Genomic DNA, 14,908 nt, shown 5'->3' with positions numbered 1-14,908 from the left:
ATACTACTTATTATAGCTCACTTTCCAAATGACATTGCCCGAATCATCATTGACCAATAAATCTCCCGACGGTGTCACAGCAACACAAACAGGTCTTCCATAAACGTCAGTCTCACTATCTTCCGCAATAAAACCAGTAAGGAAATCTTGTGGTTCACTTGTAGGCTTTCCGTTTTTAAAAGGTATAAAAACGACACGGTAGCCTGAAAGCACAGATCGGTTCCAAGAACCATGTTGACCAACAAAGATGCCGTTGTTATATTTAGCGGGAAAATTTCCTTCGTTATAAAACGTAAGTCCGAGTGACGCAGTATGCGGACCAACAGAAACATCTGGTACTATGGTTTTGGCCACAAGATCTGGTGCTTCACCTTTTAATCGTGGATCTTCAATAGAACCAAAATAAGCATAAGGCCAGCCATAAAACCCACCTTCTTTTACACTCGTTACATAATCTGGCACTAAATTATCTCCGATTTTATCACGTTCATTTACCGCTGTCCAAAGTTCGCCATTGGCAGGATTCCAATCCATGCCTACGGGATTTCGAAGTCCACTGGCATAAATTTTTTCATTCTCTCCGTTTAAATCAACTTCCAAAATATTAGCACGTCTAATTTCTTCTTCCATGCCATATTCGCCAATATTACTGGCAGAGCCAACCGAGATATAAATTTTATCTTGTGCATCATTGGTAATGATATTTCTCGTCCAATGGTGGTTGTAACCTCCAGCAGGCAGGTCTACTATTTTTTCCGCTTCTGAAGCTTTTAATGCCGTTTGACCCGTTTTGTATGGATATTTATATAGACCATCGGTATTGGCGACATAGAAATGATTATCAATAATTAACATACCTAAGGGTTGCTTTAAATCATCGAGAAAAGTTTCACGTAAGTCTATGGTGCCGTCATTATTTTTATCTCGTAAAATCGTTATCAATCCCGCACTTTCTTTAGTATTTGCTTCACAAACAAAGAAGTCTCCATTAGGTCCAACGTATGTCCAACGCGGATTTTGAAATCCGTCAGCAAATTTGGTAACTGTAAATCCGTCTGGTGCAGTAGGCATTTTACCCTCAGGCCATTCCACCATTTTACTTTCGTTTCTAACAGACTCAGATGAATATGGTTTAGGCAAAATCACTTGGCCTACGGCGGTCTCAACAGTATCTGCCGATTTTTGAGATATCATTTCTTTTTCGTTTTTAGATACCTCTGTCATTTCCGTTTCAGAGTTGTCTTTATTGGTTTTACAAGATAGCATAGAAACTAAAAGCGCTATAAATAATAGGAGTTTTTGAGTTTTCATAAGTGTTAGTTTTTTATTTAATCAAAGTTAGTTTCTTCTCTCGAAATGTTTAACTCAAATGATTTATGCATGAACGCATATAAATCCTTAATATACGGTTAACATTGGCATTTATGAATCACAAGTAGAACGGTAAGTGAGTTATTTTATCTATAAATAATAGAAATGATTTGGTTCTTTTTTTTAGACTTTCTATAACATTTTATGGTATGATTTATGTTTGTTTTTAAGTATGAAATTGAACTACTTTATTCTACTCTTTTTTCTAATATTAACCTCTTGTAAACAAGTTCAGAAAGTTTCGGATGTGATAACAAATCCATCTTCAAAAGAAATTTTTGAACGCGAAATTGTAGCTAATGATAGTGTTTATCAGCATTATCAAAATATTTATTTAAATGCGAAACAGAATGGATTGCGTTTGGAATTGCCATCAACATTACAATCAAAGTCGGATACTTTAAATTTTAAGGTCTTAGCTTATACCGTTGACTTGCAACGTGGAGAACGTTTTAAAATTGAATCGAATATGGAATCGGATAGTTTGAAATTGGCTATAGATTTATATATGTTTGAAAATGATTCTGTAGTGGCTAAAAAACCGATAACCTCAAATGAACCTCAAGAAAATTATTTAGAGTTGACGGTTACACAAACTGGTCTTTATAAATTAGTTATACTTCCTTATCGTACTCATAATACCTCCTTTGGATTAAAATGTTTTACAGAACCACCTATGGCATTTCCTGTTAGCGGAAAAGACAATAGGGCGATTCAGAGTTTTTGGGGAGCTTCAAGGGGAGGTGGTAGTCGGTCGCATAAGGGTATTGATATTTTTGCTAAAAGAGGCACACCAGTTGTAGCGGCAACGGACGGTTTTATTTCAAATACAGGGAATCGTGGTTTAGGAGGTAAGCAGGTTTGGTTACGTGATGGAATTTTTGGGCAATCCTTATATTATGCCCATTTAGATAGTATCACTGTTTCTGGAGGTAAACGTGTAAGGGTCGGAGATACGCTGGGTTTTGTCGGGAATACCGGAAATGCCAGAACGACTGCGCCACATTTGCATTTTGGGATTTATACAAGTAATGGAGCCATTGATCCATTGCCATTCGTAAAATTAAATACGCCTACTGATTTTAAAGTGGAATCATTCCTTACATATGGTGAAACACGATTACGAAAAAATGAACTTAGGATTGGAGCCGCTGTTAAAACAAGGAAAATACAAGATTTAGAGCCAAACACCCATGTTGAAATTTTAGGAAAAACGGACCGATGGTTGCACCTACGAGTTAATGATAGTTTACAAGGTTTTATGCATGAATCCTTAGTTAAGGCAATTCTATAATTTCTAAATGGCCAGCAGATACGCTTCTTTCATCCATTTAATCAATTCATCATCCACATCTTCAACAGCAGTGATTTGAACTCTGTGTGTGCACATGGTACCAAATGGTCCGGAATTCTCAAGTCGATCTGTAGTTGGTTTGTTTGGAAGTTTTAATCCCAAATCGATGCGAGTTTTTGTAGCTGGTTTTATCAGTACAAATTGCCGTTTTCTAATCACACTCACACTTGTTTTTTTTGGAGTAATCGTAACATCATTTCCAAATTGCTTTACAGCTGTTAGTAGTCTTTCAAAAATAGGAATTAGCGATTCTTTGCCTTTGTACTGAGTGGATACTAAATCTTCGGCTGAATTATTTTCTTCTTTAGAGAGTGTTACAATAGTATTGGCAAAACCATGTGTAACATTATGTTCTTTCTTAAGAAAATTAACTCCTTCTGAGTGTTTTGAGAAAGCTTTGGTCGTTAAAATTTTTTTCCATTGCTCTAATGATTTACCAGTTTTCTCTGGCATATTGTCAATCATGGTTTGCAGTGCTTTTTCCATAGTTTTAGTATTGGCAATACCTTAGTGAATATCTTATAGGTGTCGTTTGGTTATTTTTCTACGTTATAATAATTTTTTAGAATAGAATCCATGGTTTCTTTACCAAAAACTATACGCTCTATTTTGTGCCATAAGTCATCTTTTAATAGCACTTTTAAGGGTTGGTTGTGATCAGTTATTCTATCAAAAACATCCGTGAGTTGTTTATCCCAAGTTTTATGAAAGTTTACCAAATCATCTGGATAAACCACTTTTCTTTTTGTGCCTTCATCGACAGGTTAAAAAGGTTCGGTAATATTTAAATATCCATAATCATCAGTTAATTGTTCCCCTCTTTATATATCTCTAATGGCAATTTCAAAATCATAAGCCGTTGTGAGACAATTGGCTCTAAAACTGTGATTTACAAAGCGCCCATTATCCCAACACAACACAAAGTTGCCTTTATTATTCCTATAGGAATACGTATCCATAATATTTTTATAAACCGAATCCATTGCTTTAACTGCATCTGGAGTAAACGCTCTATCTAAATCGTCTAAGGCCCATGTTATAGTTCCGGCGGGAATAAACTCTGTGGCCACAACCCCATAACCAATGCTGTCGTTTATAAATTTTAATGCAGTTTTTGGATGTATCATATGATTTAAAAATATAAATTGAATTATAACCTTAAATATGTTGGTCAATCAAAATCGCGTTCCCATCGGGATCTAAAACCACAAAACTTGCAGGTCCTGTAGTAGATTCATCAGCTTCGTGTTCTAGCTGTATGTTTTTGCTTTTTAAATGTTTCTGAATAGTTCGTACATCATTAAAGTTTTGAAGTGGATTGGCACTTTGGTCCCAACCAGGATTAAAAGTTAGAATGTTATTTTCAAACATGCCTTGAAATAAGCCAATGAGCGTTTCTTCATTTTTCAAAATGAGGTAATTTTTTTCCATATCTCCGGCGAATACAGAAAATCCTAAGCTTTCATAAAAGGCTTTGGACGCTTTGATATCTTTAACGGCTAGACTTATGGAAAATGCTCCTAATTTCATTTTTTAAGAATTTTGTTAGAAATAAAGATAATAAACTTTTAATTCACTTCACTTTTAATCTATAAAATCATTTAGGAAATTGCTGTGCTGTTTGCGTAGTTAAGGTCTGCCCTTTTTAAGCTTTAAAAGCCTCTTGTACAGGTCTAATATAGTGCTTTTGTCATTGGCGTTCGGTTAGGAAATAATTGTATACATAGTGCGCGAAATCTTGAAGCTTTACATTTCTTATTTTAAAAAACGTTCGCTTAATTACAACTCATAAGCATTATTATTCACCATAAAAATAGCATTTACCAAAAACAATTTTCCATTTTCCCAGAAGCTTCTAAAAAGTATATTATCTACCATGTAAATAAAGCTGCCACTACCCATGCGTTCTTCGCCAAAAACTAAAGTTTGTTCTAAATTTTTCACGGCATTTTGTCCAGCGAAACCAGAATATACTTTAGTATCATCTAGGTAAGCGATGTTATAACCACTATCTAATAAACTGTAAGCTGAGTTCCCTAATTTTAAGGTAAAATAATTAGTGTCATAACCAAAAGCCATAGGATGTGTGTTATCTACTTTGGTATTAAAAATGGCACCTGTAATTAAGTCGTTACTAGATTCGCGTTCACGATCAGCATAAGGTGTAAGATTTTGGATCTTTTTATCTTCTTCTTCATCGTCAGATTTTTTGAATTTTAAGCTAAAACCATCTTTTCCAGCAAAACTTTGTAAGGCACCATCAATCGCAATTACTTTACCTCCTGCGCTGACCCAAGTTTTTAATTTGGCCATATTTTCATCGTTTAATACATTATTATAATACCCATTAGGAAGAATTAAAATAGTATAGTTGTCTAAATTAATTTTGGCAAAATCCCTTGTATTAATTGAGGTAAGTGGATACTGTAATTGCTGTTCAAAGAAATGCCAAATTTCACCATAATTCAATGAGTTAGTACCTTCACCAGAGAGCACAGCAACCTTTTGTTTATTCAATAATTTAATATCTGGCGAGCCAATATCGGGTATGGTTTGAGAAAATCCTGTATTAATTGCTGTTAATGGTTGTGCATGATGTTGCGCAATGGTATTTAGTTTTGAAACCATTTTATCAATATGCTTATTGTCTCCTTTAGTAATAATTAATGCGCCCCGATTAAATTTTTTGTTATTTGAACTGAATGGCTTTTCAGTAAAACGTACTTTAAAATTTTGGCGTAATAATTCGGTTAAGAACTGAGCATCTTCCATAGAATTCCATTTACTCACATAACCATAGGCATCATTTAATGTTTGAAGAACTTTAGGGTCAGACAATGTATTACCGGCTACTTCTGTAGTACTCGCTATAGCATCTAATCCATAAGCATAAGGCAGTGACCATGCTGTAATATCATAAGTTAAAGAATCCGAAAGTTTGGTATTGGGTTCAAACAACGATTTTACCATTTTGCCTTTGGGCTGATTAGTTTGTACCACGAGCGCATTGTTATCAACATTCAAATTTGTTTGTTGACCTGTAGTATAATTATATCCAGAAATTTTAGAGGCTAATGCGTTTTCGTAAGTGATGTTGTGTTTGCTTAAAAGTGTTTTCAAACGATTTAGGCGATCTTCATTACCCTTAATAACGTAGCTCTTGTATTTTAAGTTGGAATTATCAAAGAATTGTGCAAATTCAGAATTTAATTTTTCGGCATTTTTAGAAGCCATTTCAACCGTTGAAATCCCAGCGGTGGTGTGATGCGTTAATCGATCAATTAATGTTAAAACTTCACCTTCATCATTACGTATGCCTAAACCAGCTCTTCCGTGTCCTGCTTGTTCATAAGTCATGCCTATAGCACCCATAAATGTTGGGTAGGTGTCGCCATAGCTCGGATACAACAAATCGAAACGTTCTCTGGTAAAGAACAACCAACCTTCAGCATCAAAATATTTAGCATGGTTTTTACCTATTTGTGTTTGAAAATCACGTTGCCAATCAGATATAATTTCATGAAACGGCTCTGCTGCTGGTGCAAAATAATAGGGTTCGTTAATGCCTTGTTCATGAAAATCGACATGTACATGAGGCATCCATTTGTTATAAACAAGCAAACGTTGTTGTGTTTCTACTTGCGTTGCCCAAGCCCAATCTCTGTTGAGGTCAAATAGATAATGATTAGGACGACCACCAGGCCAAGGTTCATTGTGTTCATTGGCATTACTGTCAATATCGAAAGGTGTACTTTTTGTTTCATTATACCAATTAACATAACGATCGCGACCATCTGGATTAACACTTGGATCCATAATTACTACAGTATTTTTAAGTAAACCTTGGTGTTCTGTAAGTAATTTATAAATAGTTAGCATCGCCGCCTCAGTACTCGACGCTTCGTTGCCATGTACATTGTAGCTTAGCCAAACAATTGCGACGTCTGTAGAAGTTGGGTTGCCTTCTAATAAGCCAATTTGTTTTAAATTATTTTCACGAATTGTTTCGAGGTTTTTAATATTTGCTTCGCTAGATATATAGGCCAAGTGCAAGCCTCTTCGCTCATAGGTGTTACCATATTCTTTTAATATAACTTGATTTGGAAGGGTTTTAGCCACTGATTTAAAATAATCAATTACTTGGTGGTGGCGACTAAATTGCGTGCCGATATCGTAACCTAAAAAACTACTTGGGGATTGAAGATTTTGAGCCGATGTTAACGTGAAACTACCAAAAACGACCCACAGAATTAAAACTATTTTTTGCATTTAAATGATATTTATGATGAAAAGTTTAAAGATAGGTAGTGCAACTGAATTAACTAAAAATTAGCAGATAAAAAATTGAAGAGTATTATATTTATGCCTTAATTGAATTTACGTATGCCAACCAACTATATTCCGTTTAAGGAAACCAATTATTTTTCGGATTTTATATGCGACTATCTCGCTGAGAAAGACGAATTAAAGAAATTTTACCATCACTTTCCTAACCTAGAAAATTTTGAAACACAGCTTGCAGAAAAACGTGCATCTGTAAAATCAAAATCAAGGACAGTTTTGGTTGAATGCTTGAAATCGCAATACAAAACGCTCCAAATTTCAGATGCAACTAATGATAACATTGATAGTTTGGCTTCTGAAAATACCTTTACCATCACTACTGGCCATCAATTAAATTTGTTTACAGGGCCACTCTATTTCCTGTACAAAATCATTTCTACTATAAATTTAACTAAACAACTAAAAGAAGCGTATCCTAAAAATAATTTCGTGCCTATTTATTGGATGGCTTCCGAGGATCACGATTTTGATGAAATTAATTTTTTCACTTTTAAAGGTAAAAAGATCCAATGGAATTCTAGCCAAACAGGAGCCGTAGGTCAATTTAATTTAGAAGGTTTAGAAGAGGTTTATAAAGTGGTTAAATCTGAATTTGGGGAAGGTAGAAATGCACAGCAATTAAAATCTTGGTTTAAGGAAGCGTATTTAAATCACAATAATTTAGCCGATGCTACACGGTATTTAGCTAATGAGTTATTTGCAGAATATGGCTTAGTCATTTTAGATGCGGATGATAAAGATTTGAAACGTTCTTTTATTCCTCAGATGAAAAAAGAAATGTTGAAGCAAACAGCCTTTAAAACAGTTTCTAAAACCAATAAGAAATTGGAAGATTTAGGGTTGAAAATTCAAGTCAATCCCAGAGAAATCAACCTATTTTATATTAAGAATGGCTTGCGAGAACGTATTGTTGAAATTAATGGTGTCTATTCGGTTTTAGATACCGACATAACATGGAGCGAAAGTGAGTTACTAAAACATCTCGATGAAGTACCAGAGCGTTTTTCACCTAATGTCATTATGCGTCCTTTATATCAGGAGGTTATTTTACCAAACCTCTGCTACATTGGTGGTGGTGGCGAACTTATTTATTGGTTACAATTAAAGTCTAATTTTGAAGCTCAAGATGTGACATTTCCGATGTTACTATTAAGAAATTCAGCATTAATTAAAACGCAAAAGCAAACCGATAAACTTGAAAAATTAAATATTTCAGACAACGATTTATTTTTAGATAGACATTCTTTTATTAATAAAAGGGTTCGGAAAATTTCAAATATTGATATCGATTTTTCAAAACAAATGCAGCATTTGGTAAAACATTTTGATGAGATGTACCAACTTGCAGAAGACACGGATAAGTCGTTTATTGGTGCAGTGAAGGCGCAAGAGGTGAAACAGATCAAGGGCCTAAAACATCTTGAAAAGCGATTGCTTAAAGCCCAAAAAAAGAAATTAGCTGACCAAATTAGCCGTTCCACAGAATTGCAAGAACAACTTTTTCCAAATCAAAGTTTACAAGAGCGGAATACTAATTTTTCGGAATTGTATTTGGAATATGGCGACGAATTGATTCCTGCGTTGATAAAGCGTTTAGAGCCATTAAAAGGAAAGTTCTTAATTTTAAATTTAAAATAATTCATGCACCATATCGATATAGAGTTAATTGAAATGACATTAGATGTCATGAAATATGTCATCGGTAGAGTTTCCGCAACAGAACATCAAATAGGAAAACCAAGAAAAGCCGAAGAGTTAAAAGCAGCAGTAGGGGAAACTGTAACAGCAAAAGGAGTTGGTGGAGAGTATGCTTTCAACTTGTGGAAAGCGCATTTGGCAAATACAAATGTTCCTGTAGACCATCCTCGTAATTTAGCTTTTGTACCGGCATCGCCAACCAAGGCAGCTATTATGTTCGATTTAATTACTTCAGCATCTAGTATTCATGGAGCCTATTGGATGGAAGGTGCAGGCGGGATTTTTTGTGAAAATGAAGCCATGAAATGGATTATTTCTTTAACTGGTTTGCCAGAAGGGGCTTTCGGTGTGTTTACAAGTGGTGGCACAGCGGCTAATTTATCTGCAATAGTTACGGCTAGGGAGCACTGGAGAGAAAATCCAAAATATAAGCGAGAGAAAGGTTTGATTATTACTTCAATGGGCGCACATTCTTCAATAAAAGCCATGGCAAAAGTTGCTGACGTTGATATTGTGTTGGTAGATTCAGAAGAACATTTAACAGGTGAAGCGCTTCAAGAAACAATTTTATCTTTAAGTGAACATCAAAGAAAATGTTTGTTTGCTGTTGTAGCTACGGGCGGAACAACAAATGCAGGTATTATTGACGATTTACAAAGTGTTGCCAAAATATGCGCTGAAGAACAATTATGGTTTCATGTTGATGCCGCATACGGAGGCGGTGCATTGGTCGCCGATTCTGTTCGTCATTTGTTTAATGGTATTGAAAAAGCAGATAGTATTACTATCGATCCTCACAAATGGATGTTTTCCCCGTATGATTGTGGTGCCGTTATTTATAAGAATATGGAGTTGGCAAAAAATGCTCATTCACAACAAGGCTCTTATCTCGAAATATTTAAAGATGAGGGAGCACACGGTTTTAATCCAACAGATTATCAAATTCAACTTACACGCCGAGTTAGAGGTTTACCATTGTGGTTTTCATTGGCAACACATGGAACGGACCGTTATAAAGAAGCTGTAGAACGCGGTTTGGAATTGGCTCAAATTGCAGGTAGAATGATAGAAGAGCATCCCGATTTAGAATTAGTTAGGGAGCCTAGTTTATCTTGTGTGCTGTATCGTAGAAAAGGTTGGGCACCCGAAGATTATACACATTGGACGTATGAAAACCATCAAAAAGGGTTTGCTTTAGTAACGCCGACCAAATGGAAGAACGGGGATACATATGAAACCTGTTCGCGATTTTGTTTTATAAATCCTGATACTACAGAGCGCGATATTGAGATGATTTTAGAAAGTATGGTTTAAGTTTTAAATAAAAATTGAAGGCTTACGTTGTTGAATAATTTGACCTTAGGATAACGTAACTCAAACGTAGAATAACTGATTTCGAGAATTGTGGTTTTATGTTAAAAATTAATTTAAAAAATCACATATCGTAAATCGTAAATCCCAAATCAATCACTATTTTTGCACATGCAACACAACAAAATCCTAATATTAGATTTCGGATCGCAATACACACAGCTTATTGCGCGCAGAGTTAGAGAGTTAAACATCTATTGCGAAATTCATCCCTACAACAAAATTCCAGCAGATTCAGAAAGCTTTAAGGCTGTTATATTATCTGGTAGTCCTAATTCCGTCAGAGGAGAAAGTGCACTCCATCCTGAATTAGATAATATTAGAGGAAAAAAACCAATGTTAGCCGTTTGTTACGGTGCTCAATATTTAGCTCATTTTTCAGGTGGCGAAGTTGCTGAATCCAATTCTCGAGAATATGGAAGAGCAAATTTAAGTTTTGTAAAATCAGATGAGGTTTTCTTTGAAAATATTCACAAAGGTAGCCAAGTTTGGATGAGCCATAGTGATACTATAAAGCAATTACCAACAAATGGTGTGCTTTTAGCAAGTACAAGTGATGTTGAAAATGCTGCTTTTAAAATTGAGGGAGAACTAACCTATGCTATTCAGTTTCATCCAGAAGTTTATCATTCTACAGATGGTGCACAATTATTAAAGAATTTTTTAGTTAAAATAGCAGAAGTAGAACAAGATTGGACTCCACAATCTTTTGTTGAAGAAACCGTCGATTATCTAAAGACTAAAATCGGTAACGATAAAGTAGTTTTAGGGTTGTCAGGTGGTGTAGATTCTTCTGTAGCAGCCATGTTATTACATAAAGCGATTGGGAAAAATTTGTATTGCATTTTTGTGAATAATGGCTTATTACGAAAAAATGAGTTTGAAGATGTCCTTACGCAATACGAAGGCATGGGATTAAATGTTAAAGGTGTAGATGCTTCGGCACGCTTTTTGGATGCATTAAAAGGATTGAGTGATCCAGAATTGAAGAGAAAAGCGATTGGTCGTGTATTTATTGAAGTTTTTGATGATGAAGCGCATGAGATTAAGGAGGTAAAATGGTTAGCTCAAGGCACTATTTATCCAGATGTTATAGAAAGTGTTTCTGCTACAGGTGGACCAAGTGCTACTATAAAAAGTCATCATAATGTTGGGGGGTTGCCAGATTTTATGAAACTTAAAGTTGTTGAGCCTCTAAAAGCATTATTTAAAGATGAGGTAAGACGCGTTGGCGCTTCCATGAATATGGATAAACAATTGTTGGGTCGTCACCCTTTTCCAGGACCTGGTTTAGCGATCAGAATTCTCGGTGATATTACAGCTGAAAAAGTACGTATATTACAAGAGGTTGATGCCGTATTTATAAATAACTTACGCTCTTGGAATTTGTACGATAAAGTTTGGCAAGCAGGTGCTATGTTGTTACCTGTAAATAGTGTAGGAGTAATGGGAGATGAGCGTACCTATGAAAAATGCGTAGCTTTAAGAGCAGTAGAAAGTACAGATGGTATGACGGCAGATTGGGTAAATTTACCGTATGAGTTTTTGCAAAAAACATCTAACGAGATAATTAATAAAGTGAAAGGGGTGAATAGAGTTGTTTATGACATTAGCTCAAAACCACCAGCGACTATTGAGTGGGAATAAAAACCGTAATGAATATATAGTCTCAATTTTCAGTAAAAAAAGTTTTCAGTCTCAGACTATGCTATTTCGATTATTATCGGGATTGATTTAGCTTACATATATAAAGAAAAATAGATTTCATGAAAAACATATTAACCATCATATTAATTGTGTTTGCAATTGGCTTAAATGCCCAAAATTACATTGAGCACACGGTAAAACCTGGTGAAACCATTCAGACTATTGCCAAAGAATATTTGGTAACACCTTTTGATATTTATGCTTTAAATCCTGATGCTAAACGCAAGTTTCAGCCAAATACGGTTTTAATTATACCGAATTCTAAAGTTAAGAATGACAGTATTATAGAGGATAGTAAAAATCTTATCGGTTATAAAAACCATAAGGTTAGACGAAAAGAAACCTTGTATGGTTTAGCTCAAGAATACAATGTTTCGGAAGAGGAATTGAAGAAAGCTAATCGCTTTTTATATTCTGAAAATCTCAAAAAAGGAGATAAAATTAGAATCCCGAGATACCGAACTGTAGCTTCTAAACAAACTTTGAATAATACCATAAAGAAATATACCGTTCAACCTAAAGAAGGAAAATGGCGAATCGCTTATAAATTTGGAATTTCGGTATCCGACTTGGAAGCTTTAAATCCTTTTATGAATGCAACCATTCAGCCAGGCAATGAGCTTAATGTTCCCAATATTAAAGACCAAGAAGAAAAAGCAATTGACTCTACTTATGGTTATTATGAAGTCTTACCGAAAGAGGGTTTTTTTAGATTAAAAGTAAAACTTAATCTCACACAAGAACAATTAGAGGAATTAAATCCTAATTTGAAAGAAACAGGTTTAAAAGCTGGAATGGTCTTAAAAGTCCCAGAAGGTGTTGACACATTAGGCAACTTAGAAACCGTTGAAACTATTGATTTAAAAGGTAATTTAAAAAATTATAAAACAAAAAAAATAGCTTTAATGATGCCATACCGTCTCGATAGAATCGATGTTGATGCGGTTGACGAAACTAAAGATAAACTTAAGAATGACAAACGATTATCTGTTGTTATGGATTTTCATGTGGGTGTTATTATGGCTTTAGATTCTGCTAAGCAATTGGGGATTTCTACTGATTTAAAGGTGCTAGATACAAAATACCATATTTCTGGAACAAGTGAATTATTAGCGAATAATGATTTTTCAGATTATGATGCTGTAATTGGTCCTATGGAAGAAAACAGCTTTAATCGTGTAGCACTAGCATTAAAGTCAAAGAATATTCCTGTCATTGCAGCTATGAATAAACCAAAAGAAGTTTATAGTAATGTATTTCAGACCATACCTGAAGAGAAATTATTACGTAAGGCTATTATAAATTATGTTAAGGCCGATAGCTCAAAAACTAGAGTGGTAGTTATTTCAGATCGAGCTCATAAAACGACAAGTGAAGCGTTACAAAACGAGTTTCCAAATTCTAAGTTAATTCTTTCTAGAATGGACAGAAAAAATAAAACTAAGGACGGACATTTTATTCATCATGTTGATTTGCAAAATATTTTTTCCCCTGGTAAAACTTATGTGTTTTTAGAAACTGATAATAATTCTTTCGTCTCTAATGTTACTAGTTTGCTAAACGGGTTAGTCGTTAATAAAAGAGAGATTATTTTAGCTACAACGGACAAGAATAAGGCATTTGAAGGAAAAGATATTGATAATAATAATTTATCTAATTTAAAATTTCATTACCCGTCAATTCATAAGGATTTTGATGAGACCAAGGCTAATGGTTTTGTTTCTGCCTATCGAGAAGCCTATGGAGTATCACCAAGTAAATATGTGTCCCGTGGTTTTGATATTACTTTAGATATTTTAATGCGATTGGCTTCAGCAGAAAGTTTATATGATGCATCTATGGAAGCAATTGAAACGGAATACGTAGAAAACAAATTTAGATACGATAAAGCCCTATTTGGCGGATATGTAAATCAGGCCGTATATGTGGTGAAATTTGATGAATTAAGAATTGTAGAAGCAAATTGATTTCTTTTAAAGTTGCTATTTAAGGTTGATTTTTTTGTTGTATATCCCATTTTTTAGACCTATAATTAAAAAGATATTACTTTTAAATCAATTCATAAATACACACTGTTGAAAAATTTAATCTTATTTATCGCATTTATTTTTTTTGGTAATATTACAAATGACCAAGTTATGATTTGGAATGAAACCTCCAAACTGACTTGGGCAGATTTTAAAGCCCATCCAGATACCGAGTCAGATGCTGTCGCATTAACTGCATCAGGCATTACATTTGGGTATTCATTAAAGACTTCAGGAGATAAAATTGTTGACTTTTCTACAAATGTTGAAGCGCATTTTTACCCCGATAAATCGTGGTACGTTAAAGAAAGAGGAAATGCTCATATATTAGCGCACGAACAATTACATTTTGATATTACCGAACTTTACGCACGTCAGTTTAGACAGAAACTCACTAAATTAAAAGTTAATCAGAACCTAAAGGCCCAACTAAATCAGTTACAGGTATCCATTAATGAGGCTATTACTGAAACGCAACAACGTTACGATAAAGAAACTAACCATTCAATGGTAATAGATAAACAAAAAAAATGGGAAGCTTTTATTGCCATAGAGCTTAATAATCTAGCCCAATATAAATCATAATATTTACACAATTAATCTTCGAATTAATTAGATAAAATCTCCTGCAACTAAGATGGAATTAGACGGCACCGTTTTAATCGAATTAGCACATTATAAAATGCCATTTGGTAAATATAAAGACCAATATTTAGTCGATATTCCGGAATATTACTATATATGGTATCAACAAAAAGGTTTTCCCGAAGGAAAATTAGGCCGTATGATGGCCCAAATGTGCGATATTAAAATCAATGGTTTAGAAAATTTGATTTATACAATCCGCCGAGATTTTAGAAAGTGATATTTTTTTATTCTTTTAGTTTAGCATTAAATTGGATTTGATTTTAGAACATCAAATAAATGATAAGATCTCATAGCAAATTAGGAGCTTGCGAAGGATGCTGACTTCTATACTGTATCAAAAATTACTGAGCAAATTCGTAATGTACAAAGTAAACAGCAAATGATTTTA

The 14,908-nt window shown here is 34.4% G+C and carries 13 protein-coding genes; 7 read left to right on the top strand and 6 right to left on the bottom strand.

Annotated elements, in window-relative coordinates:
* Nucleotides 1-3 precede the first annotated feature (3 nt).
* Nucleotides 4-1,311, bottom strand: coding sequence for a PQQ-dependent sugar dehydrogenase (locus tag QMA06_RS07160; RefSeq protein ID WP_290206187.1), 1,308 nt, complete (start codon nt 1,309-1,311; stop codon nt 4-6).
* A gap of 232 nt (nt 1,312-1,543) precedes the next feature.
* On the opposite strand from QMA06_RS07160, the gene QMA06_RS07155 reads away from it, so the two are divergent.
* Nucleotides 1,544-2,665 (top strand): M23 family metallopeptidase, encoded by a 1,122-nt coding sequence (locus QMA06_RS07155; protein WP_290206186.1) that lies wholly within the window; start codon nt 1,544-1,546, stop codon nt 2,663-2,665.
* A 3-nt stretch (nt 2,666-2,668) separates the two neighbouring features.
* Here the strand turns inward: QMA06_RS07155 and QMA06_RS07150 are convergent, their stop codons facing one another.
* The 5 genes from QMA06_RS07150 to QMA06_RS07130 all read right to left on the bottom strand — a co-directional run bounded on the left by QMA06_RS07150 (nt 2,669) and on the right by QMA06_RS07130 (nt 6,994).
* Nucleotides 2,669-3,211: a DUF4287 domain-containing protein gene (locus QMA06_RS07150; protein ID WP_290206185.1), complete on the bottom strand. Its 543-nt coding sequence runs from the start codon at nt 3,209-3,211 to the stop codon at nt 2,669-2,671.
* 50 nt (nt 3,212-3,261) lie between these two features.
* On the bottom strand, nt 3,262-3,462 hold the full coding sequence (locus tag QMA06_RS07145; protein ID WP_290206184.1) for a hypothetical protein: 201 nt from the start codon (nt 3,460-3,462) through the stop codon (nt 3,262-3,264).
* A gap of 84 nt (nt 3,463-3,546) precedes the next feature.
* Nucleotides 3,547-3,852: an SET domain-containing protein gene (locus tag QMA06_RS07140; protein WP_290206183.1), complete on the bottom strand. Its 306-nt coding sequence runs from the start codon at nt 3,850-3,852 to the stop codon at nt 3,547-3,549.
* 31 nt (nt 3,853-3,883) lie between these two features.
* Complete coding sequence (locus QMA06_RS07135; protein WP_290206182.1) at nt 3,884-4,255, bottom strand: VOC family protein; 372 nt, start codon at nt 4,253-4,255, stop codon at nt 3,884-3,886.
* A gap of 249 nt (nt 4,256-4,504) precedes the next feature.
* Nucleotides 4,505-6,994, bottom strand: a complete 2,490-nt coding sequence (locus QMA06_RS07130) for a M14 metallopeptidase family protein (RefSeq protein WP_290206181.1) — start codon at nt 6,992-6,994, stop codon at nt 4,505-4,507.
* Nucleotides 6,995-7,108: 114 nt separating this feature from the next.
* On the opposite strand from QMA06_RS07130, the gene bshC reads away from it, so the two are divergent.
* The 6 genes from bshC (at nt 7,109) to QMA06_RS07100 (ending at nt 14,737) form a co-directional block, all read left to right on the top strand.
* A complete protein-coding gene (gene bshC / locus QMA06_RS07125) occupies nt 7,109-8,707 on the top strand; it encodes a bacillithiol biosynthesis cysteine-adding enzyme BshC (RefSeq protein ID WP_290206180.1) in 1,599 nt (532 codons plus the stop codon).
* Between the two features lie 3 nt (nt 8,708-8,710).
* On the top strand, nt 8,711-10,081 hold the full coding sequence (locus tag QMA06_RS07120) for a pyridoxal phosphate-dependent decarboxylase family protein (protein WP_290206179.1): 1,371 nt from the start codon (nt 8,711-8,713) through the stop codon (nt 10,079-10,081).
* Between the two features lie 168 nt (nt 10,082-10,249).
* Nucleotides 10,250-11,785: a glutamine-hydrolyzing GMP synthase gene (gene guaA / locus QMA06_RS07115; protein WP_290206178.1), complete on the top strand. Its 1,536-nt coding sequence runs from the start codon at nt 10,250-10,252 to the stop codon at nt 11,783-11,785.
* Nucleotides 11,786-11,904: 119 nt separating this feature from the next.
* Nucleotides 11,905-13,812 carry a lytic transglycosylase gene (locus QMA06_RS07110; RefSeq protein WP_290206177.1) on the top strand — a complete coding sequence of 636 codons (1,908 nt, stop codon included), beginning with the start codon at nt 11,905-11,907 and terminating at the stop codon, nt 13,810-13,812.
* 108 nt (nt 13,813-13,920) lie between these two features.
* Nucleotides 13,921-14,457 carry a DUF922 domain-containing protein gene (locus QMA06_RS07105; RefSeq protein WP_290206176.1) on the top strand — a complete coding sequence of 179 codons (537 nt, stop codon included), beginning with the start codon at nt 13,921-13,923 and terminating at the stop codon, nt 14,455-14,457.
* A 52-nt stretch (nt 14,458-14,509) separates the two neighbouring features.
* On the top strand, nt 14,510-14,737 hold the full coding sequence (locus QMA06_RS07100; RefSeq protein ID WP_290206175.1) for a DUF3820 family protein: 228 nt from the start codon (nt 14,510-14,512) through the stop codon (nt 14,735-14,737).
* Nucleotides 14,738-14,908 lie beyond the last annotated feature (171 nt).

Origin of the sequence: Winogradskyella bathintestinalis (assembly GCF_030407435.1) — a bacterium.
Lineage (GTDB): Bacteria > Bacteroidota > Bacteroidia > Flavobacteriales > Flavobacteriaceae > Winogradskyella > Winogradskyella bathintestinalis.
This window is presented reverse-complemented; position numbering and strand designations above follow the sequence as displayed.